Origin of the sequence: Propionivibrio dicarboxylicus, assembly GCF_900099695.1 — a bacterium.
GTDB lineage: Bacteria > Pseudomonadota > Gammaproteobacteria > Burkholderiales > Rhodocyclaceae > Propionivibrio > Propionivibrio dicarboxylicus.
In genome coordinates this window covers 1-19,763 of record NZ_FNCY01000031.1, presented here as the reverse complement: position 1 = coordinate 19,763, position 19,763 = coordinate 1, and the positions used below count along the sequence as shown (strand labels likewise).

Sequence of the window (19,763 nt, the reverse complement as noted above, 5' to 3'; positions counted from 1 at the left end):
CTCCCACGCGAAGCGGTCGATCCCCAAGGCGAGTTCCTGCTCTTCAGACAGTGCCAATAGGTGGTAGGGCAACTCGGTGACGGCGTACTCTGTGAGCGTCTCCGGCGCGTCTTGTTTCGCGACGAACTCTTGCCACAGCAGCCGTCCCAGCGTTTCATGCCCGGCCACGGGGTCGATGTAGTATTGGCCGGCCGCGTCCGGGTTGGTCAGCCAGTCGCGCAGGCTCTTGTGGAAGGGGCGAATCGTTTGTTCTTCGCCGGTGCCTGTTTTCGGGAAGAGGCTGCCCAATGGAAGCAGTACCTGACTAACGAAGTCTTCGGTTTCCGCGCCGGGCTGGCTAACCTTGAAGGCTTGCCGGGCCAGTGCCACAGGCAAGGGCCGCCGGCTGGCCATGACCAGCCGTAGCAACGGGCGTTGGTGTTGGCGATAATTCCCAAGGCGTTGGTCGTCGCCACCAAACTGCCGCTCAAAGAACTGGAGATACAGGCCGGAGAGCCCCTTGGGGTAGGCTTCGGGGGCTTTCAGTAAGGCGTCGCCGGCAGGCCCAGCGTGTTCGACCATCTGACGGTAGGCGGTCAGATAGTGGAAGTTGGCTTCGGATGCTGCCAATAGCGGCTCGACGATCGGTGCCTGTTGCGCTTCCGGCATTTTCCGCTCGGTGAGCCAGGTGCCGATCCATTCTCGCGCGTCGTCGCGGTTACTGTCGTTATCCGGTTCGACGGAGTGTGCGTTGAGCCGCGTGAGAAATTGCTGGACGCCATCGTCATTGGGACGGCTGGTGGCGAAAAGGGCGAGCCATCGGGGTAAGTCGTTCTGCCGGTCGGCCAAATAACGGATGAGTTCCTTGCCGGCTTCGTCAAGGGCGTCGATCACGATTAGGTAGCGTTCTCGCCCGCCGTCAATGCCAATCTGTGCCGGGCCAGCGATGAGCGTGTCGAAGAGTTCCGCGGGGGTCAGCTTGTCGAAAGTCTTGGGGGTTTGGGCTTGTGCGGCGAGTTGGGTGATTGTCTCGGAAGATATGGGCTGACCCGTCCGGCCAAGGCGGGTTAGCTCGGCGCCCAAATCCATCGTGGATGCGTTTTTTTCGAGGTGTTCGATCTGGTGCAGCAGAAAGCGCCGGTAGTCAGGCAGACGGGTGGCCATCTGGAAGGCAATATTGCGGATCACTGCGCCCGGTTCGGACCAATTGGGTTGGTCATAACGGCAGAAATGCGCGGCAATGACCTGGATTTTGTTGGTGTGAGCCAACCAGGCGGAAATGGCACTCTTGCCAAAGCCCGGACCAGCCGCCAGGCAGTAGACGCGGTTGTGTCTTTCGTTCTTCCGCCAGGCTTCGATCTCCTCGAAGAGCCAACCGCGTCCTACGAACCCACGCCCCAGCAGTCCGCCGATAATTGGGTTGTTGTCCATCGGGCGGAGTTTCTCTGCCAGTTTCTCGATCTCTCCGGAAAAACCGGCGTTCTCGCGGATGATGCGCAGGATTTCCGCAAATTTCTCCCGATACCAAACCTCGAAAGCTTCAGGGTCCTCTGCTTTCCTGGCTTTCCAGTCGCTCATGTCGAGCCGCTGGATATGGCTGACACTCAAGGGGAGTTCTTCATCCTTGAGCGGCTCAACGAGAACGGTGCTGATATTGCCGCCTTTGTGCCCAAGTGCAATCGCCAGTTCGTCGTGGCACACGCCAGGTTCTCGCACGGAATGCTTCGACATAAAGGCCAGCACGCGCTCACTGTCGATGATGCCATCGGTGATCGAGCGTCTCCATTCATCCCCTGCCTTAATCTTGAATTTGTCGATCCATGCGTCGTGACCGCCGTTGATACCGTTCTCAAGATCATCACGAATTTTTTGCACCAACTCGGCATTGTCGTCGTGACCGTAGGAAAGAAAGATCTTCATGTGCTCGTCCTGAAATTATCGATCGCTATGCCAACTCACGTGGTGCTTACATATGGGCGGCCGAAAGTATAGCCAAGTACTTGAAGAAGAGCGCACAGACAACGACAATTTTTTACAAATGTCCGAGGTCGCCTACAAACACGCAAGACGACCGACCGAGTTTGAATAAGAAGACGACATCTTGGGCGCATGCTTTCTGGCTATGCTCATTCAAAAAACATGATGCATCCAGGCCACTCAGCGTATAGTCAATGCCAAATGGCTATACATGACTATGGAAAATCGCATGACTCTAATCAATGTTCGCCTGTTGGTAACTTTCTGCACTATCGGTCTATCGAACCCTTCATGGGGGCATGGCGGTGGCCTTGACCAGAGCGGATGCCATCACAATAGGAAAACAGGGGATTACCACTGCCACCGAGCCCCGAGTCCGGCACCAATAGTGCAACCGGCGCCAGCCCAACAGGTTAGTGCTATCGATAACACTTGCCACACCGGCCCACGCGGTGGCCGCTATCGAATCGTCAACGGAAAAAAACGGTATGGCTGCTAGAAGTTTCCGATTCAAGGGGCATGGAACGAGTCAATGGATTTCTGCCTTATTTGCAACGACGACAAATCCTTCTCTTGCTTTCCTTTTTACCAAGAAGCAGATGTTCGTTTTATTGCTCCCACCATTCGCTTCACTAATCGCCCCTATAGGCTATGGCTGCCTCGGATTGACGTACACGACCCGTACCTCGAATCGGCACTCGACTTCTTCGAGCGCGTGAACGAACAACTATTCCGTCGCTTTGACGCGCAACTAAGAACGTGAGCGATGTCCATGCCGTTTAAGCCGAAGGAAACCAATCAACCCTCTTAATTATTGAGGGAACTATTGGCGGAACCAATAAAAAAAGCGCCACTGAAGGCGCTTTATTACGTGGCATATGGCGGAGCACAGAGTCTGGAGCGAACCCGTCTCAGCCGAATATCCCGAAAACAGGGAAATTTACAGGGAATTTCGGCAAGCTATTGCGACTAACTTGGACACCCTTGCCCGAAAACCCGCTCCATCCGGTCAAATCCACCCAACTGATACCGTTGTAGCCTGAAAAATATCAGGGAATTATTTTCACAGAACAGGGAATGCGTTTTGCAAGAAGAGGGAACGCTTGTCGTGAAATTCCAATAGCAAAGCGATGGGAATCTGCCCCATTCAAATCAAATCAGCACATCGCGGGTATTCCAAGATTCTGTATCCCATCGCGCGATATCCGCGCTGTCGCTTGTCCCACATTCGGAGCAGTGCGGGGTGTCCAGTATCTACGAAATCGATGATTCGGACATCGGTTTTGGTAGCGTGCTCACGATGGAGGCGCCCAGCGTACTGCTGCAGGGTTCCCTTCCACGAGATCGGCATCGCTAGCACCAACGTATCGAGAGCTGGATGGTCGAAGCCTTCGCCGACCAGCTTGCCGGTTGCGATCAAAATCCGCGGCGTTTCGGGTAGTAGCCCGTCAAGTTCAGCGATCATTGCAGCCCGTTGCTTCTTTGACATCCGACCGTGCAGCACGAACGGGGTCGGGACCTGCCCATCAAGGGCCGCTAAGATTGCGTCGAGATGCTTAGTGCGTTCCGTCAGAACGAGAACCTTGCGGCCTTGCTGGTAGGCATCCCGAACTTCGGTCGCAATGGCGTCGGTCCGCGCCCGATCAATTGCCAGATGCCGGAACACATCCTGGATGCCGGCATCTGTCGGTAATTCGATCCGCGTGAAGAGAGATCGCGACTGCACGACCAAATCGTGAGGCGCGCTGGCTGGTTTGGCTGCGGTATGGCGGATTGGTCCGCACTGCATAAAGATGATCGGCTGCTGGCCATCACGCCTAATCGGCGTAGCGGTCAGGCCAAGCACGTATTTGGCCTTGGCCACTTTCAGGATCGCATCGAATGAAGCCGCGCTAATGTGGTGACATTCATCGATGATGATGTGTCCGTAGTTTTCGACGAGGGGATTGATCTCGCCTTGGCGTGACAACGACTGCATCACTGCAATATCGATCTTGCCGGTCGGCTTGGCCTTGCCGCCGCCAATGGTGCCAACCACTCCCTTGCCGACACCGAGGAAGGACTGCAGTCGCTCCTGCCATTGCTTGAGCAATTCGGTACGATGCACCAGAACCAGCGTATTGACTCCCCTGCGCGCGATCATCGCCGCTGCCGTCACCGTTTTGCCGAAGGCAGTTGGGGCGCAAAGCACACCTGCATCATGGTTGAACATGGCCGTCACGGCCACTTCCTGATCCGGTCGCAGAGTGCCAGCGAAACTCAGATCCACCGCGACACCTGCGTATCGCTCATCGATCAAATCGCAGGCGATGCCATTGTCCCGCAGCAGATCCCTGGCGGCATCGAGGCAGCCGCGCGGGAGGGCGATGTGGTTGGGGTAGTTCTCGGCACAGCCGATCACGCGCGGCTCATCCCAAACCGAGAAACGCATCGCCTGCTTCTTGTAGAACTCTGGATTCTGGAACGCGGCTACCCGTTGGCGACGCGCCCAAGCCAGCCCAAGTGCTGAATCCAATTTTCAAGGTCGATGGAAACCAGTGCGTGATGGTGACGCAGTATCTCTCAGCCATTCAGGCCAAGACACTGAAGAAGAGCGTCTGCACGCTCACGGATTGCCGAGACGAAATCACGGCCGCTCTGGATTTATTGTTCTTCGGATTCTGACAACCGTTAACCACTACTGATTTTCGCCCTCCCCCGGGATACGACACGGATCAGATGATACGTTAGCAATTCCCAGCCGCAGGCTCCTTATGTACAGCTGTCGATGGCCGAGCACACGCCATTTCCATCGAAAAATCGCTGAGGGCGAACAGCCAGCCATTCCGGCACCGAGAAGGCTGCTACGAGTTCAAGCTTCAGCGTCGATTCGAACATCGAGCCCGCCCGGCCTGCCAAATCCCGTTCAAATTCAGAATGACATCAAAGCTACCGGCTTCAGTTTTTTTGCCAGAAAATCGGAGAGCTCTGTTGCCACAAGAAGTTCGTTCAACTCATCGCGCATTGAGCTTACGGCAATTGCCCACGCCATACGTAGGGAAGAGCGTTTTCGCATCAATTCGAGATAGTTTTCTTTGCCTCTGATGGCCTTCCGACAGATGACAAGTATTCGCCACGCAATCTTTCGATGTGAGGCTGGGGGTGAAGAGTTATTTGCGCCCAAGTGCTCGTTGATCTCGGCGCGAAACTGTTTTCGACCATGGGCGCACTGATCAAGCGTAATCTCCAGAACTGAAATGCTGCTACCGGCATCGATCAGAAAATAAGCTGCCTCCAGCACTGCTGCTTGATACGAATACCCTTCGCCAAGGCAATTGGACATCGTTTTTCCGATGTCGGCAAACGCCTGGTGCGAAAGCAGACTCTCGATTCTCTCATCTGGCCCAGACAATACGACAAGAGAGAGTGGATCGACAATCCCGAAAAATCGTTGCGAAGGAAAGCACGTGGGTAGTTCATCAACCACTCTCTCGATCTCCAACGGCGATGGAAGATTGTCGTCAGCGAATGAATCATGCCAATGGACGAGAAACTTGAGTTGACTATGCAAATCATGCTTCAGAATGGCTTGAAACAGCTCATCAAACCGATCCGGGAAATAGTCAATGATCGAGGAAATTGGATTCTGCAAACGACTAATATTTGGTCGCCGTGCAAGTGAAGCAACATCTTGATTCTGTTTTGCGTAACGATACCAATTGCGTCTACGCCGGGAGGCGAATTCGTGAAATTTCTCTGCAAATGCCTGCTCATAGATTGCGGCCTTATTACCCATCCGCCCATAGACTTCCGGCGATAGATAGATCTGCTTGGCCCAATCGATAGCTCTGAGGATCTCCAAAGCACGACGCAGTTGCCCGTAAGAATCCGGTCGGTGCTCCAGTGGACGCCCCCAGAAATATTTCATAACGAGCGACGCGTCGGCTGTCGTCAGGAGTCTTTCACCAACGATCTGGTTGAGCCATCGAATGTCAGCCCGGGAACAGCCAAGGGCAGATTCCGCGAGACACCTGAGGGGAAGGCGTTTGTCGACAGCCCACAAGAACGCTCTTCGGGTTGCTGGTGATATTTGGGGAGCGTCAGAAATGCACCATAAGGTCATGGTAGGCTCTATCGAAATTGCAAGCCGTCTGGCATTTCGTAGGTCTTCTGACACCGCAGAACAAAAATAATTGTATGTGCATACTGACTTGGCGTCCGCGAGTTCTACGCGAAGTCTGCTCTTGATGACTTGGGTGATAACACGCAGGTACTGGCATACAGCCTTTCTGATTCGACAATGATCAGAATCTGCAATCAATTCGTTGTCTCGATCATTGTTCTTGCGAACCTCGGCTAACGCGACCTTGTTTAGATATGACGTCGATGATCGGCGCAATGTCTTGATGTTCTCCGAGGTAAGTGGCCGCGTATTCGCTTTTTCCAACCGTACAAGAAATCTAATCCACGAGGACCTATCGAATAGCGATGGAATGTTCAGCGGTACTCTTGGGGAGCGAAGGATGCATAAAACGCCATTTGGCAGGACTCCCAACACCGTGACTCCGTTCAATGACGGAACCAGGAAAACACTACTGAATCGGCCACCATCAAAATCGACGTATGCGATCAATACGTCGTTAGGACACCCAAGCGGGGAGGCTTCAACGTCTGTTGCTTCTCGGATCTTGTGGCGACCATGCTGCGTGGTAATCACCTCGATTCTTGACAGTACGTCTGCGTCAAGACCGGGCAGCAATTCTTGTCTTGAAGTTCTCTTCATGGCGACTGCTCTTCAACTATCGCTCCAATATACGAACGTGGAACACCAAGGCTTGATTCATTCCCAACCGATCTCCAAATTGGGGATCCGACGTTATGGTTTGGCAGACTCAACCCTTTTCTTTGTTGTACTGCTCGCATGATGAATCAGCGCTCGAAATCGCAGACTAACCGTCGTGCTGCTCACCTTGCTCATCAGCATATCGATGGTCCTGTACCCGATTTCGAGATGGCCGACACCACTTACAGGCGCTTCCGCGCGCTCAGGATCGCCTCCACCACCCGCTTCGGTGCCGTTCCGCCAATGTGATCGCGCGAGTTCAGCGAGCCTTCGACGGTGAGCACCGCGAAGACGTCCTCGCCGATCATCGGCGAGAAGGCCTGCAATTCGGCAAGCGACAATTGCGGCAGGTCGACGCCGAGTTCCTCGGCGCGCTTGACCGCCAGCCCGACGGCTTCGTGCGCGTCGCGGAAGGGCAGGCCCTTGCGCGTCAGGTAGTCGGCGAGGTCGGTGGCCGTGGCGAAGCCCTGGCGCAGCGCGTCGCGCATGTTTTCCGGGCGGGCAGTGATGCCGGCGATCATCTCGGCGGAGATGCGCAGCGTGTCGCTGACGGTATCGACGGCGTCGAACAACGGTTCCTTATCTTCCTGGTTGTCCTTGTTGAAGGCCAGCGGCTGACCCTTCATCAGCGTCAGCAGCGACATCAGGTGGCCGTAGACGCGGCCGGTCTTGCCGCGCGCGAGCTCTGGAACATCGGGATTTTTCTTCTGCGGCATGATTGAGCTGCCGGTGCAGAAGCGGTCGGCGATGCGCACGAAGCCGAAGCGCGGGTTCATCCATAGCACCAGCTCTTCCGACATGCGCGAGAAGTGCATCATCAGCATCGACGCGGCGGCACAGAATTCGATGGCGAAATCGCGATCGGAGACGGCGTCGAGCGAGTTCTCGCAGACGCCGGCAAAGCCCAACTCGGCGGCGACGAATTCGCGGTCGATCGGGTAGGTCGTGCCGGCCAGCGCGGCGGCGCCGAGCGGCAGGAAATTGGTGCGCTTGCGCACGTCAGCGAAGCGTTCTGCATCGCGTCGGGTCATTTCGAACCAAGCCAGCAGGTGGTGGCCGAAGGTCACTGGTTGCGCCACCTGCAGGTGCGTGCAGCCGGGCATCGGCGTCGCAGCTTCGCGTTCCGCGAGATCGAGCAGGCTCGTCTGGAAGGTCTTGAGCAGCGTCAGGATGTCGTCGATCGCATCACGCAGGTAAAGGCGGATATCGGTGGCGACCTGATCGTTGCGCGAACGGCCGGTGTGCAGGCGCTTGCCGGCGTCGCCGACGAGCATGGTGAGGCGATATTCGATGTTGAGATGGACGTCTTTGAGGTCGAGTGACCATTTGAAGCTGCCGGCTTCGATTTCGCTAACGATCTGCGCCATACCGCGTTCGATGTCGGCGAGATCGCTTGGCGAGATGATGGCTTGGCGGGCCAGCATCCTGGCGTGCGCCAACGAGCCTCGGATGTCCTGGTGCCACATGCGTTTGTCGACGTTCACCGAAGCCGTGTAACTAACGAGATTCATTGTAAACCTCCACGCCCATCAAGTGGCTGGCCGCTGTGAGCCGTGCCGGGATCGATTGCCAGAAAGAAGTCGAGCAAACGTCTTTCGGTTTCTATCACCTTGTTGAATCCACCTTGAATCAAGCGATCATCTGGCATTTCCGATGCGGATGATATTCGGAACCGTCAGCCATCATGCTACCGAAAGCAGCGGAGAGCTCACTCGGCGAACGACGAAAACTTCTTACATATTTCGTCAAACTGCCTGCGCCAGTAGAACGCCTCATTGACTCGGCCGATGCTTCTTTCTGATTCTTCGAGCCTCCAGTATCTGAATTTCAGACTGTCTGCGAACTGCCTTCCTTCATCGGAGTTCCATGCGAAGCGACGAAGAATCTTTGTCCCCCTGGAAAACCAATGTATAGCTTCCCCGGAATCACCGCCATGCGCTAGGAATGCCGCCAGCTTGTCGCAACGCTCGACCAGAGCAAGCGTGTACTTCCGGTTGTCCGGTTGAGCGATAGAGAGGCGTTGACCAAATCCAATGCTGCGTCGATAGCAGTCCGCCGCAGCTAGTGGACGACCCAGACCGTCTTCGATTTCACCGCTTCTCCAATAACAACGACTAAGTTCTTCCAAATAACGCGTGTATTCAGCATCTCGCGCGACAACGCTTAGGAGGATATCGGCAATCATGCGATATTTCTCGATTGCAGCGTCAAGCTCCCCCCGGTACTCGTCCGCGGCTGCCTGTTTCGCAAGTACTTGGCATCGTTTTATTTCGGGTGTCTCTCCACAGGAATCGTCGAGCGGTAGATTCATTGCCTATCCTTCCTTGGCTATCGCTCCAGCTAACTCGCAAGCTGTTGCAGGCTACCCCGTCCGGCTATCAGCGTTTTTACGCCCGTCAGTGCGGTCTGTCTTGCATGGCTAGAGGCCGCAGCAGCTTGAGAAGGTCTTTCAGCTCACGTCACCAACTCGCTTTTTCTCTCTTGCTGTTCGCAAGGAAACCCCCAGAACCCCCCCCCCAAGCGCGCAAAGAGCCCAGTCCAGAGAGAGAAAAGGTACGCCAAAGCCCGCGACACTGATTACCCCGAGATTAGCCAAGAGATTAGCAAGACTGCTTACGACCAGCAAAAACCAGACGCCTTTTGCGTATTCTCTTATCCATCGATCATTAAGTTTTGTCAGTCCGATGTATATCGTAATGTACAAAGCCGCCAGAATGACCACGGTCAAGGCCACCCAAATTCCCCCGAAAGCCTCGGAAATGGACAAGAAAACATATTGGTACCCCCCCCCTGGAATCCGAGCATCGGGATCCCAATAAACCCACTTTATGCTTCCATAGGAGGGTTGAACAGGAAACCAGATTTCCGGACTAGCGGTGCTCGTCTTTGCGCTGAGAAATGACAATATGGATTCGAAATGATAACAGCCATTCCCGAGTAGACAGTCTTTGCCAAGCAGGGCGACCAGAGCGCCAAACAGCGCCGAAAACAACCACCAGGAAGGAAAGAGCATAAACAGCGAAATCAAAACCAGGGCAACGACGAATGATTGGGATTTTTCGAACAACAACCAGGCCCAAAGCCCCGTAATCAATACGCCAGCGATCACACTACAATCTTCGGTGCCGAACCACCGGCGTTGACACTGGAGGTCCAAATCCTTGGGCGCTTGTCCTGCCTCGGTCATATCTTTATTTGGTGGCATCATCGCGCATCGTACAGTCCACGCCAATATCGCCAAAGCGGAAACCAGCGCCATTCGTCCATTTAGACTGACGTCGCCAATCCGCCAACATAAATCAAAAACGTAAGCGCCGGAAATTTTCAATGAGAACAGCAAGGGCAATCCGAAAGCGACAGACAGCCAAACCCATGATCGAACGCGGGACACGTGATCGATGACTCTGCAATGCCATCCGAACGCGAACGCCAGGACACCGGCGATAATCACACCCGCGCCGTTGCTTTCGATCAGCAATTTGCCAAGATCACAAGCCGCAGTCCCCGCGTTCGCGTAGCCCGTCATCCATGAGATAACTATCAGTAACAGCGCCAATACCGGTCCGATGTAGCGGGTGGCATTCATTGCGATTCTCCTATTCGGTTGTGCGGAAAAACGGGGAGCCAGAGGCCTCCAGATTCGTCTTCAACTGTCAGGCCAAATTGCGGTGCACATCTGAATGATCAGTTTTATACTCGTGCGCTATGAAGCAACGAAAAACTATCGCTCGCCGCAATCCCTTCGCGACAATCGGCCGCGCGATGAGTGGCGCAGGTGTCCATCGCAAGAGCGGCAAGGCTTTACGACGCGCTGAGAACGTTGCCTTCAAGAAGGAAACGGTTGATGTCGTTGGTACCAAGACGCGCGATGAAAAGACGCGTCAGCGCTGATCACTGGTCAATACAATGATCAAAACAGAGATTTCCATGTCAATCTATGGCTGCCCCCTCGTCGTCAGGCTTGAACCAAAGTCGATTTGGCCACGATCAGAGCATTTCTACTCGTGGAGCGAACCTATTCAAAAAAGGGGGGCGATTTCCACCGAGCTTCGTCGTTATTTCATTCGCATTGATTCTTGAGCTAACCGTTATTCGATGAATAGACGACGTAATTCTTGTCATTCACAGTAACAGTAAAAAATGCGTACACGTTTTCCTTTGGTAAGGCTTCGCTGATGAAATACAGAATATTCCCGAATAAAAACGAAGAACCCTCTTGATTGATTTTTTCTACTGCTGCCTTTTTCAGAGAATTCGATGCTTCCATCTGTAGCTCCTATACTCGTTGAAGAGAATTCCGGTGGCAGTAGCCGTCGACGACCAATGATCTGGAGGGGAGCGTGAATTTTGTAAACGGACTTCCTAATATCGATCGTTCGATACGGCCTGACGACAGAGACGTTCAAATTCGCTGTCCAACTGATCTGAGATTCCCAATGACGCCGCCGCGAGTTTTCTTGCCTTTTTGACACGTCGCATCAACTGTTCAGCAGGCAAACTCGTGTCCGCCTTCATCACCTCCTTAACGGCCGCGATCTGCTGGCGAAGTATCCTGAGCAAGCCCTCCTGCCGTAAAACCAGATCCAGATAGGTTTCTCGGGCTTCGTCACTCCGCAAGATGCCGAGGGAATCCGCCCAAGAATAGAGAGACTCGAGCACATCGGCCAAGTCATCAGTCTCGGAAACTTCTGCCTCAAGCTTGAGAAAACTCTCATTGCCAGGAACAGTGTCCACGTGAACCCGCAGGTCTTTGCTGCAGAAAGATAACCGACTCTTGGATAACTCGGCTCTGACCGCGAACGCTGCCTTCAAAAGCGCCGACATGACTTTTGTATCGACAATGGGGTAAACCCAACAGTGACTAAAGCGCACGTCACCAGCGACCGCTTCCGTTACGTACACGAGATCGCCACGTTTATAGGAGCGTCTTAAGAATAGCCGCCCATTTTTCGGGCCTTCAAAATAGCTATCGGAGTGCGAATACCAGGCTCCGGCAACACCGGTCTTTTGCTCCAGAAGCTTGCACATCGCTTCGCTGTCGCTGATTCTGAATTTCAGTTCAACAGTCGTTTGCATCTCTGCCTCCTTCGCGATGACGCCTTCCACAGGCCCGACGCGGCATGGCAAGTCAGACGGAGTGGTTATTAGCCGATAAGTTTTGCGACAACAGTGACAGTTCAATCACGCGACTGGACAGCGCATCGTATGAAACCTTCTTGAATACCTTCTCGGTCGCTTGGATAATCGGTTCGATTTCAGCCGCGTATTTCTTTCGTGAAGTGAGCGACTGCCGACCAATCGTCTGCCGCCATTGAAGGTAATCCGACAACATGTATCCCTTAGTCGGATCATTCAACATGGCGACGAATGTTTTTGCAGCTGCTTTGCACTCGGCCGTTGGTTTTCCGTTCTTTGGTGCGCGCAATTGTCGGATTTCGACGAGTGGTTTGGCATCGTTGGAGACTGTCATTTCCAGCGTTGCCACTCTTGCTCCACGCTCCGACCTGAGCGAGAAAATCTGACAAAGCCCTTGCGCGCATCGCATTTGATACCTCGAATCGCCGCAGCAATGCTCCATTGCCTCGCCTTCCGCGAGGAGGCTGTCTCGATCGACCAACGGAACAAACTCCAAGCCACCAGTTGCAAGCGGCAGATCGCTCCGCAACGCTGGCCACCGGTAACCCAACCACAGCGCATTGTCCGCTTCCGAAAACCGCGCCACAGCCGCCGCGTGGACCATTTCCCATCGTTCGGCGAGCGAACACATGCGAACAACGCCGACCCCTTGACAAAAAAACTCGTTCCAGACCTGCTCTTCAACTTGTGCGGCAGCCTCGGGATCACGAGACAGTTCGTTCGACGACTTCCGAATCCATTGCACAAGTGTTCCGATATGGTGTCGCACTCTTTCGACGCACCGTGCCTGGGGTTTCAACAGAGCGAGTTCATCTTCCGAGATCGAGAAGCCGTTTCGTGAAGCAGAGACCAGCAGCAGACGTCCCTTCGTAGTAGTGACCGGCTGTTTCGTCGTCTGGCTGATAAGATCCAACAAGCCAATGAAGCTAACCCAGTCCTTATTTGCCTTGGGTCTCTTTTCGGGCGCGATTTCGGCGAGCGATAACAGAACCGCGCCAAGTCGCGTCGTCCAGGAACCGAGCATGTCGGACGTCACTCCCTTTAGAGCGCGAACGCAGGACTTGGGAACGCCGAAATACTCCGCCGCAACATCAAGAAGCGGCAAAGCGTGGTCAATTGCGGCCTGCAACGGATGATGAGGTGCTTCACCCATCAGCGAAGAAACCATAGCTGGATACAGTTCAGCTGCCTGCAAGCGGTTTCTTGACCACTCCGCATTGCCACTGGCGAATAAGTAGTTGTAGACCGAAGGTCGCAAGTTTCCAAATATTCGCAGGGCGGGAACGACAACCGTTGCATCGAGCGAGGAAACGAAGACCGAAATATCGTGCTGCAACGCCTTTATGATTTGTCGCTCGATCGCCCGAGAATCCTCGGACGAGACTTTTATTCCCTCCCGAGAAAGGCGGAGCACTTCCTGCAAGACGGTCTGGTTAAGAATCGTTGTCCCAGCACACCAGCCGTCAGCCAAATCAAAGGGAAGATCGAGCAAAGTCGCTTCGGCGCCCAGACTGTCAAGCCGGGATTCGATGGACGGAAACAGCCTCGCTTCCTGTTTGAGTGCTCGATCGAGTTCAGCGACGACATTGTCGAATGGCAATGTCCGGACCACGGACGCGAAGCACACCAAGCCATCATCTCCTCGCCAAAGCATGCGATACGTCGATTTCCGAAAGGCGTTGCCGGCAGCTTTCATTTCCCGATCCGCACGAGGAAAAACGAGGACATCATTCATGATTGCATTCACCTCCAGATAGTCGGTTCAGGTCGCGCCAAGCCAACCTTGGTTCAAGAACAGATAGATCTCGCCGTGACATCGAAGGGGACTCGCTGTTGCTGAGTAGAACAACGCCAATACACGTGACGGTTGTCGCATACATCGCGATGTCACCCCTCGTGAAGAATGGATAGCGTTCGGTGATAATCCGTGAAACAAGCCTGATCGCCCCCACACGTCAGATCAGGTTTGGCCGATTTTGCGCAGCCCCGGCATCGGACGATGAATGTGATATATGCAATCACAAGGAAAAATCGATCATCCCCCGCACCCGTACGGGCACTCCAAGGATTGCAGACAGCGTTCGAAGACGTTATTGATAAACGCCTCGATTTCGATGTTGGCAGCCATCGCTGATCCTAAATTCCAAACAATTCCGATTTATCAAAAACTATGACCTCGCCGTTGCCAATCGGGCGGAGAAAGCACCGTTCATGAATTTCCTTCATCACAAGAGAACTGGATTCGGGGAAACCGTTTTCGAGCTGATAAAGGATCGCCTGCAGCAAGAACCCGTGGGTAAATACGACGATATTTGCATCGTCGCTGATGCTCCGCAGGCGTTGAAGAAAGACACGAACTCGACTATAGAACTCGTCAAATGACTCCATTCCAAAATCTTTCGCATAGATGTCGCCTTGGCCCCAAAACTCGGAGAGCCGCTGACTCCTCATTTGAGGTGTCGTGGGCCCCGAAAAGATCAAATAGTGGAATTCCATCGCCTCTCGCCAGATTTCGACACGAGCGTTGAACCTGTGCGCGTATGGCCTGGAACTCTCGAGAGCGCGAGGCATGGGGGACGATATGATCAGGTCGGGAATCACCTCCCAGGATCTGGCAAATTCGACCGCGGCTAACCTGCCGTGTTCGCTGAGTTCAATCGCAAACGGATCGTTTGTGGCGACACCGCGATTACTCACCGATTCAAAATGTCGAACGCAAAATATTCGGTCTCCGCTCACGACAATCTCCTTGTCCTTAATTTCGGAAGCGTTCAAAGTGGCGCTCAGCGGCCCGACAAACCAATATTCTGGTGACCTCTGAAAAAGATAGGCCGGCCAGTTCGGCGGCTCGTAAAAACAACGATCCGCTCCCGGCCAGGAAGGGATTGGTGAAGACCCCTCGGGCAATCAGTTTCTCGCCCACAAAATAGAAGTCCGTGCGCGACAGTTGGACGCTGCCCGTCAGAGAATGCAGATTCAGCGCAATCTTCTGTGCGGCCTCTGTAACCCTTGAGGGGATATCGGCGGCGGCATACTCAGACACCGGAAAATCCAGCAACGATGGCTTGACATCGTGATCCAAGCACTCGATCTCAACCACAGGCAACGCTGTCGCCACCGGATCCGCCAAGACAGCGACGGAAAGACAGCGAAACCCGTTCGGCGGGTAGACATAATCTAACTCCGAGACGCCCTGATCAACAAAAAATTCGTCGCCAACTGGCATGGCTCTTTCCCGGAGCGGACTACCGACAAAGGGAATGCCTTGTCGGGTAAGCTGTCGCTGAACTTGAGTCAACATCGGGCGCAGCGTGTCTCGGAATGGATAGGCGAAGAACACCACGGAGTCGCTCCCAAGCGTCTCGAAGGTCATCACACCGGGTTCCAGCGGGACGCAGAGGATATTGTCACCAAAACCTTCCCGAAGCGCGTCCGCCAGGGTCGCCACGGCAAATGGACCGAGTTCGCTACCGTCGTCGAACGGAATGACGATTTTCATCGGATCACGCACCGTGTTGAAGCGCTGAGAGCAATGCCATTTCAGATTCTTGCTGGACGAAAACATTAACCTTGAGCCCATGGCGGGCCGAACCGCTGGCGAGCCAAACGCTTTGCATGGCCAGAAATGCTTGATCCAGCTGCAAGCGCCAGCCGCCGCGCAATACCGTCGTCGACAGCGTGGCAACACTGTGACGTTGGCACAGCACGAGCGCCTCGAAAAACGCGTTCCTCACGACCAATTGCTTATCGGCGTCCGACAAAACATCGAGGTGATGCAGCGTTGACGCGATCAGCAACACCCGCCAGGGGCAGTCGCCGTTCCAAGGAACGGCGACGGTTCGACCCAGAGGGATGGGGGAGTGAATGGTGCGTTGAATATCACCCCAGTCTGGAAAACGTCGCTCAAATTGCCGAGCCAGATTGCCTTCCAAACCCCGTCTGTTCCCATCGACGCTCAGGAGTATGGCGTCGGCCTCAGCGTCGAGGATGTTCCCGAAAATGATGCGCATCGTCATTACACTCTCCGTATCACTGGCGAACATTAGGAACCGCTTACCTGGCGTAACGACGGCAGCGCTTTCGAATCTCCATTCTGTTCAGGGATGGCCCCCAGAGACTCCGGAGACAGATCATAGTAACGGACGAGTTCATCATTCGCTTCCTTGATCGAGGTGGTATAGGACGCAGAAAACTCATGAATTTGGTCGATGGAAGCCGTGTCGTACCCCGCTTGTGGAAGCCCTACCCGCATCATGAACGGGGGCAGCGGGCGATTTTGATCGCTCATGCACGCCACCGCGTGGAAATCCGGCAGATTGGCCATCGTGCTCTCATCAAACTGTGGCCGGACGTAGGGCTTCAACGTCTCAAAATCGCTCGGGCATATCCGAAATACAAATTTTGTTGCGGTATTGGACACCACCGAACTTGCAATCTTGCCATTGGAATTGCCCAGCTGGGTCACTGATTGATTGGCGGTTGTTAAACAAAGCCCGAATTTTCGAGCTTCGCTGAAAAGTCGGGGCGCCGAGGAGGTGGCGAAATTCTGAAATTCGTCGCAGTAAACACTGAACTTCCGGCGCCTGTCCACGGGGAGGCGGGCGCGGCCTAACGCCGCTGCGAAAAATTTGGTCATCAGCAAGGTCCCCAGAATCTGGCATTCGGTATCCTGCAAAACACTCTTGGAAATATTAAAGAGAAGAATTTTTCCTTGATCCATGGCGCTGGCCAAATCCACGGTGCTGTCGGATCGGCAGAGCAGCCGTTTCATGACCGGATTGGAGGTGAAAGGCGTCAGTCGAGCGAGCAAGTACGGCATCCAGGAGTCATAGCCGTGTTCGCCGTTGGTCCGTCTGAAGCGCTCCCAATAATCGACCACGTTCCTATTCTGGCATTTGGCCAAGAGGTAATCCCTGAAATCGGAGTCTTCGAGTATTCTCAGCGCGTCGAGAAAGCTGCCGTTCCGTTTGGGAACGGCACCGCAAAGCAGTAGCAGGTTTTTCAAATTTGAGCGTAGCATGGGACCGGTCGAATCACGTGTTTCAACCAGTGACTCGATCAGCGACAAAATTTCGCCGATCACGACTTCGGCCGTGATGGGGTTTGTCGCCAATCCTTCAAGAGGATTAATGCACGCGGTTTTTTCTGGGTCGCGGACATCGACCAGGATGACGTCCTTTACCCGTTCTGCCGGGACAAGTTCTACTGCTCTTGGGACCAGATCATCATGCGGGCATATAATTGCGCTGCCATCACGCGACGGATCCCGGAGTCCCTCAGCAAACATCTGCAGAAGCAAGGTCGATTTTCCGGAACCCGTAGCACCGAAGATTGCCACGTGCCGGCTCCGGCATTCGCCCGGAAGGCGTACGTCATTGCGCAGCCCACAGGCCGTTTCTCCGATTTTGGCGCCCGACTGCGGCGGAAGGAAAAGCGGTGAGGCGAAATGTTGGCGCACGCCCAGTGCAGCGAGGCCGACGGCTTCCGGCATCAACGCGGGGATGCCCTGCTGGTCCGGCAGGCAAGCCCAGGCAAAAGAAGGTTCAAGCAGGGCTTCGGGCGCCGAGCGCTCAAAAGCTTTTATCCACGAGACCGGACGTTTCCCGAAAACATCGCGCACGTAGCGCGAGAGCGCCACGTCGCCGAGAGCAAGGCTGCTTTGGATCACGCAGTCGATCGCATACCCGGAGGTCGGAGCACAGAGCCACCGCTTAAGCAGATCGATACCCGCCGCCTTCAACTCTTCGGACGCCGAGTACTCGGACACCGGCGCTTCCGGGTGATACGCCCGGAGATTCCCCGCCTGGACTCGCATCAACACCTGATGGACATCGCGACATGTCGCGTCGCACATTTCAAAGCCATGAATCCGAACGGCAATCTCAATGTCGGCAGGCTCGTACGGTTCCTGCGAAAGCGGAGTTGATAGGGGCCAATTGGCGAGCTCGCCCGGGAACGGCCAGGCGGGAATCTCGGGCGGGCTGCCAGCATCGTTTTGATAACCTTCTGTGCCGAATCTCGAAAACACCGGATTGGCCAGGGTGATACCAGCCGGCGCGAATTGCCACACATGAGTAAGCGCAGAGAGTTCAATTTCGTCCGTCCGGATCGAGCCAAATAGGTAGCCCGGAAATGCGGCAGCAACTGCATCGCGCAACGATCTCTCCAGCGCGGCCCGCCGCCCGTCACCGCATGCCAGACCGATCGACAGTCGATAGGTTGGCCTCGGCGACCGGCGATCGACACGATGAACGAAGTCGATTCTTTCGTTGGGGAGAAGACTGCCGAAGAAACGGGAGAGGACGCTGATCCGTATCGGTGCCTTCTCATGTTGAAGGGCACTGTCCAGAACCAGCAGTGGCGAAGAAGGCTTATCCAGAATCGGAGCCAACGTGCTGCAGCCCGCCACGAGGCGGAGTCGTGCACGGCCATTCAGACGCTGCGTGGAAAAATCGGATTTCATCATCTCACTCTCCTTCATCAAGATTGTCGTTGACCTCGTCAAGCCACTCGAGAAAGCGTCCGCGCGTCAGGATGGCAAACGGTACCCGCGAGACGGAAAAACCGACGCTCGCCAACGCTCGCTGCATCCCCAAGGGCCGGGTTGCATTCATGCTATGGATCAAGATCGGGACGGTCCTGTCGAGGGTCTGCGCGATCGCCGCCACCAAGTCGGATCCGGACAACAACAAGTCCTGGCTAGTGACTGGCTGTTTTTCAAGGTCATTGTCTAGAAGCAACCCCTTGATGCCCTCCGTCATTCCCTTGCGAAGCACGCCGCGCGCTCTTCCTGCGCTGCTCGCTTCGATCAGCACAAAACCGGTCCCAATCAGCCAGGATCGAAACACTTCGATGCGAGCAGGGTCGTCTTCGACCAGCAGGATACGTGGTTGCAAGCGCTTATCGGTCATGGCCCTGGTCTCCCCGTACAGTAGAATAGAAGCTACGATCCAGCTTCAGCAGTGATGGCAACGATAGGGCGCAAAGCGCTGTGGCAGTGGCCCACGAATGTAAGGTGCTGACCAATAACCTGCCTGAACGCGAGGCGGTTGATAGACCACAGGCATCGGATGCATCGCGACAGTCTGGGGAAGCGTTGCACAGCCTGAGAGTAACGAGACTGACAGACCGATACAAAGACCGGCAGCGCCCTTGAGTAGTCGAGTTGTATCCATGGCAATCCTCCAAGAATGATGGTGATCATGACGAACCAGTCAAGATGACCGGAAACTGTCTTGCGTCTGGACAAATGAATTACATCGACGGCGGAGAACACTGCGACGATTTCGAAATGATGAACAAATTTTCATCGAGACATCCAATCGATTACCGCCGCTAGCAGCTTTAGCGAGTTCGATCGCGTCACGGAAACTGCGCGTCGTGCCGACTTCATAAAGGTCGTCGCTGAATAAGCCGGGATCGACGCGGTAGACATAGAACGTTCCGCGATATTCGCTGACCTTGTAGAGGTTCTCGGATGGCCGGCAATCCTTAACCACCAGTTTCTTCGCTCCTCCCTTGTTGATTGCCGACAGATTTGTCTGGAATCCCTGAGGGACAGGAACGCGACTGAAGTCCGCGCGAGGAATCAGTGTGTAGTCGTGCGTGACGACTGAAGAGACGTCCTCTGGCACGACATCGACGATGCGGGAGTCGTGGCTGACTTGGCGAGCCTGTCCGTCGATGACAACAAGTTTGGGTTTGGCCATGATGATTCCTCCTGTAAGGGACGTGATGGGCGAAAGATCCGCGAGTGTCGTGATGGCGAAGCGAACTCGCCATGCGTCAAACAACACGCGATCAAATCGAAATGGGGCGTATTTGCCTTGAGATCAAATCTCTTGAAAAC

Annotated in this window: 18 protein-coding genes; 3 read left to right on the top strand and 15 right to left on the bottom strand. The window is 54.7% G+C overall.

What is annotated here, in order from left to right; translation table 11 throughout:
* Positions 1–1,899 (bottom strand): toll/interleukin-1 receptor domain-containing protein (locus BLR25_RS20490; RefSeq protein ID WP_143009954.1); only part of this gene is annotated, 1,899 nt, incomplete at its 3' end.
* Positions 1,900–2,167: 268 nt separating this feature from the next.
* Between BLR25_RS20490 and BLR25_RS22030 the strand changes: the two genes are divergently transcribed.
* Entirely contained in the window at positions 2,168–2,455 is a 288-nt protein-coding gene (locus BLR25_RS22030) for a YHYH domain-containing protein (RefSeq protein ID WP_425438703.1), read from the top strand.
* Positions 2,456–3,103: 648 nt separating this feature from the next.
* On the opposite strand, the gene BLR25_RS20475 is transcribed toward BLR25_RS22030, so the two are convergent.
* Positions 3,104–4,471, bottom strand: coding sequence for a DEAD/DEAH box helicase (locus tag BLR25_RS20475; RefSeq protein ID WP_245715621.1), 1,368 nt, complete (start codon positions 4,469–4,471; stop codon positions 3,104–3,106).
* 29 nt (positions 4,472–4,500) lie between these two features.
* Between BLR25_RS20475 and BLR25_RS22025 the strand changes: the two genes are divergently transcribed.
* Complete coding sequence (locus tag BLR25_RS22025; RefSeq protein ID WP_425438704.1) at positions 4,501–4,620, top strand: CcdB family protein; 120 nt, start codon at positions 4,501–4,503, stop codon at positions 4,618–4,620.
* A 247-nt stretch (positions 4,621–4,867) separates the two neighbouring features.
* Here BLR25_RS22025 and BLR25_RS20465 read toward each other — a convergent pair whose 3' ends face one another.
* From BLR25_RS20465 to BLR25_RS20450, 5 genes are all read right to left on the bottom strand, one after another.
* Positions 4,868–5,863: a hypothetical protein gene (locus tag BLR25_RS20465; protein ID WP_143009953.1), complete on the bottom strand. Its 996-nt coding sequence runs from the start codon at positions 5,861–5,863 to the stop codon at positions 4,868–4,870.
* A 1,097-nt stretch (positions 5,864–6,960) separates the two neighbouring features.
* The gene (gene argH, locus BLR25_RS20460; protein ID WP_091940648.1) at positions 6,961–8,289 is read right to left on the bottom strand and encodes an argininosuccinate lyase; all 1,329 of its coding nucleotides are present in this window, start codon (positions 8,287–8,289) and stop codon (positions 6,961–6,963) included.
* Complete coding sequence (locus tag BLR25_RS21585) at positions 8,286–8,426, bottom strand: hypothetical protein (RefSeq protein ID WP_218122835.1); 141 nt, start codon at positions 8,424–8,426, stop codon at positions 8,286–8,288. The genes argH and BLR25_RS21585 overlap by 4 nt, the downstream gene beginning before the upstream one ends.
* 60 nt (positions 8,427–8,486) lie before the next feature.
* A complete protein-coding gene (locus BLR25_RS20455) occupies positions 8,487–9,089 on the bottom strand; it encodes a hypothetical protein (protein WP_091940645.1) in 603 nt (200 codons plus the stop codon).
* Between the two features lie 138 nt (positions 9,090–9,227).
* Positions 9,228–10,364 carry a hypothetical protein gene (locus BLR25_RS20450; protein WP_091940643.1) on the bottom strand — a complete coding sequence of 379 codons (1,137 nt, stop codon included), beginning with the start codon at positions 10,362–10,364 and terminating at the stop codon, positions 9,228–9,230.
* Positions 10,365–10,540: 176 nt separating this feature from the next.
* Between BLR25_RS20450 and BLR25_RS21850 the strand changes: the two genes are divergently transcribed.
* Positions 10,541–10,669, top strand: coding sequence for a hypothetical protein (locus tag BLR25_RS21850; RefSeq protein ID WP_281245609.1), 129 nt, complete (start codon positions 10,541–10,543; stop codon positions 10,667–10,669).
* A gap of 471 nt (positions 10,670–11,140) precedes the next feature.
* On the opposite strand, the gene BLR25_RS20440 is transcribed toward BLR25_RS21850, so the two are convergent.
* The 8 genes from BLR25_RS20440 to BLR25_RS20410 all read right to left on the bottom strand — a co-directional run bounded on the left by BLR25_RS20440 (position 11,141) and on the right by BLR25_RS20410 (position 19,623).
* Complete coding sequence (locus BLR25_RS20440) at positions 11,141–11,854, bottom strand: class IV adenylate cyclase (protein WP_143009951.1); 714 nt, start codon at positions 11,852–11,854, stop codon at positions 11,141–11,143.
* A 52-nt stretch (positions 11,855–11,906) separates the two neighbouring features.
* Positions 11,907–13,649, bottom strand: coding sequence for a PcfJ domain-containing protein (locus BLR25_RS20435; protein ID WP_091940634.1), 1,743 nt, complete (start codon positions 13,647–13,649; stop codon positions 11,907–11,909).
* A gap of 401 nt (positions 13,650–14,050) precedes the next feature.
* Positions 14,051–14,653, bottom strand: a complete 603-nt coding sequence (locus BLR25_RS20430; protein ID WP_176786007.1) for a histidine phosphatase family protein — start codon at positions 14,651–14,653, stop codon at positions 14,051–14,053.
* Positions 14,654–14,669: 16 nt separating this feature from the next.
* Positions 14,670–15,413, bottom strand: coding sequence for a D-alanine--D-alanine ligase family protein (locus tag BLR25_RS21455; RefSeq protein ID WP_176786006.1), 744 nt, complete (start codon positions 15,411–15,413; stop codon positions 14,670–14,672).
* Between the two features lie 4 nt (positions 15,414–15,417).
* Positions 15,418–15,930: a Link domain-containing protein gene (locus BLR25_RS20425; RefSeq protein WP_143009950.1), complete on the bottom strand. Its 513-nt coding sequence runs from the start codon at positions 15,928–15,930 to the stop codon at positions 15,418–15,420.
* A gap of 26 nt (positions 15,931–15,956) precedes the next feature.
* Positions 15,957–18,380: a type IV secretory system conjugative DNA transfer family protein gene (locus BLR25_RS20420; RefSeq protein ID WP_176786005.1), complete on the bottom strand. Its 2,424-nt coding sequence runs from the start codon at positions 18,378–18,380 to the stop codon at positions 15,957–15,959.
* A gap of 1 nt (position 18,381) precedes the next feature.
* Positions 18,382–18,825, bottom strand: coding sequence for a hypothetical protein (locus tag BLR25_RS20415; protein WP_091940625.1), 444 nt, complete (start codon positions 18,823–18,825; stop codon positions 18,382–18,384).
* Positions 18,826–19,128: 303 nt separating this feature from the next.
* Positions 19,129–19,623 carry a hypothetical protein gene (locus tag BLR25_RS20410; protein WP_143009949.1) on the bottom strand — a complete coding sequence of 165 codons (495 nt, stop codon included), beginning with the start codon at positions 19,621–19,623 and terminating at the stop codon, positions 19,129–19,131.
* Positions 19,624–19,763 lie beyond the last annotated feature (140 nt).

What these genes read in the sequence shown, in the direction of transcription:
- argH (WP_091940648.1), bottom strand. Translation starts at nt 8,289, where the DNA reads ATGAATCTCGTTAGTTACACGGCTTCGGTGAACGTCGACAAACGCATG.
- BLR25_RS20425 (WP_143009950.1), bottom strand. Translation starts at nt 15,930, where the DNA reads ATGACGATGCGCATCATTTTCGGGAACATCCTCGACGCTGAGGCCGAC.
- BLR25_RS20450 (WP_091940643.1), bottom strand. Translation starts at nt 10,364, where the DNA reads ATGAATGCCACCCGCTACATCGGACCGGTATTGGCGCTGTTACTGATA.
- BLR25_RS21850 (WP_281245609.1), top strand. Translation starts at nt 10,541, where the DNA reads ATGAGTGGCGCAGGTGTCCATCGCAAGAGCGGCAAGGCTTTACGACGC.
- BLR25_RS20420 (WP_176786005.1), bottom strand. Translation starts at nt 18,380, where the DNA reads ATGATGAAATCCGATTTTTCCACGCAGCGTCTGAATGGCCGTGCACGA.
- BLR25_RS20435 (WP_091940634.1), bottom strand. Translation starts at nt 13,649, where the DNA reads ATGAATGATGTCCTCGTTTTTCCTCGTGCGGATCGGGAAATGAAAGCT.
- BLR25_RS21585 (WP_218122835.1), bottom strand. Translation starts at nt 8,426, where the DNA reads ATGCCAGATGATCGCTTGATTCAAGGTGGATTCAACAAGGTGATAGAA.
- BLR25_RS20440 (WP_143009951.1), bottom strand. Translation starts at nt 11,854, where the DNA reads ATGCAAACGACTGTTGAACTGAAATTCAGAATCAGCGACAGCGAAGCG.
- BLR25_RS22030 (WP_425438703.1), top strand. Translation starts at nt 2,168, where the DNA reads ATGACTATGGAAAATCGCATGACTCTAATCAATGTTCGCCTGTTGGTA.
- BLR25_RS22025 (WP_425438704.1), top strand. Translation starts at nt 4,501, where the DNA reads ATGGTGACGCAGTATCTCTCAGCCATTCAGGCCAAGACACTGAAGAAG.
- BLR25_RS21455 (WP_176786006.1), bottom strand. Translation starts at nt 15,413, where the DNA reads ATGAAAATCGTCATTCCGTTCGACGACGGTAGCGAACTCGGTCCATTT.
- BLR25_RS20465 (WP_143009953.1), bottom strand. Translation starts at nt 5,863, where the DNA reads ATGAAATATTTCTGGGGGCGTCCACTGGAGCACCGACCGGATTCTTAC.
- BLR25_RS20455 (WP_091940645.1), bottom strand. Translation starts at nt 9,089, where the DNA reads ATGAATCTACCGCTCGACGATTCCTGTGGAGAGACACCCGAAATAAAA.
- BLR25_RS20410 (WP_143009949.1), bottom strand. Translation starts at nt 19,623, where the DNA reads ATGGCCAAACCCAAACTTGTTGTCATCGACGGACAGGCTCGCCAAGTC.
- BLR25_RS20415 (WP_091940625.1), bottom strand. Translation starts at nt 18,825, where the DNA reads ATGACCGATAAGCGCTTGCAACCACGTATCCTGCTGGTCGAAGACGAC.